Source organism: Vibrio sp. YT-15 (assembly GCF_033337445.1).
GTDB lineage: Bacteria > Pseudomonadota > Gammaproteobacteria > Enterobacterales > Vibrionaceae > Vibrio > Vibrio alginolyticus.
The window spans coordinates 1-1,083 of sequence record NZ_JAWOQR010000156.1; the positions used below are offsets into that span (position 1 = coordinate 1).

Annotated in this window: 1 protein-coding gene; it reads right to left on the reverse strand. The window is 44.5% G+C overall.

Annotated features, from left to right (window positions below; translation table 11 throughout):
• Positions 1-1,083: ABC transporter transmembrane domain-containing protein (locus R7D93_RS25960; protein WP_318129641.1), on the reverse strand; the 1,083-nt coding region annotated here is incomplete at both ends.

The following is a 1,083-nucleotide window of genomic DNA, read 5'->3' on the forward strand; positions in this document are numbered from 1 at the left end:
TGCTATGGTGTCATTGAAAAGATGTACGTTTTGCGAAACCAAAGCAAACTGCTCACGCAAGTTCTTCAATTCGTAGTCACGAATATCACGGCCATCTAATGTAATCGAGCCACTGTCCACGTCATAAAAACGGTTAAACAAGTTCGCAATGGTACTTTTACCTGAACCTGAACGCCCCACTAGAGCGACCGTTTTACCTCGAGGAATATCAAAACTGACATGCTCTAGAGCCGGCTTTTCTGAACCTACATACGTGAAGCTGACGTCTTTCACAGATACATCACCCTTCGCGCGCTCAACCGTGTATTTACCTTCGTTTTTCTCTGGTTCTAAATCGATCAGAGCAAACAAAGTTTGGCTTGCTGCCATACCACGTTGGAACTGAGAAGTTACGTTTGTCAGTGCTTTAAGTGGGCGCATCAAACCAAACATCGCAGAAAAGACCACGGTAAAAGTACCCGGAGTCAGCTGCTCTTTGATTGAATCAATGCTTGCCAGATAAAGAACAGCAACAATCGCAAATGATGCAATCATTTGAATAATTGGGTTTGCCGCAGCCTGAGCCGTTACCAACTTCATGCTTTGTTGACGCATTTGGTTGCTGACTTTATCAAAACGTTGACGTTCAATGTCTTGACCACCGTAGCTCAATACGACTTTGTGCCCTTTTAACATTTGCTCAGCCGATGCGGTCACATTACCCATCATCGTTTGCATATTCTTAGAGATTTTTCTGAATCGCTTAGAAACGACACCAATTCCCCAAGCAACCACAGGCGCTACAGCAAACAGCACTAATGACAACTGCCAGCTGTTGTAAAACATCAGAACAAGCAAACCAATAATGCTTGCGCCTTCACGTACGATGCTCACTAACGCTTGGCTCGTCGCCGCAGAGACTTGCTCTGAATCGTAAGTGATTCGAGAAAGCAAGTTACCCGTTTTTTCTTTGTCAAAGTACGATACAGGCATGTGCATAAAGTGATTAAACACCATGCGTCGTACTAGCATCACCACATTGCCAGAGACCCAACTCAAACAATACGTGGAGACAAAACCACTCGTGCCACGAATGAACATCAT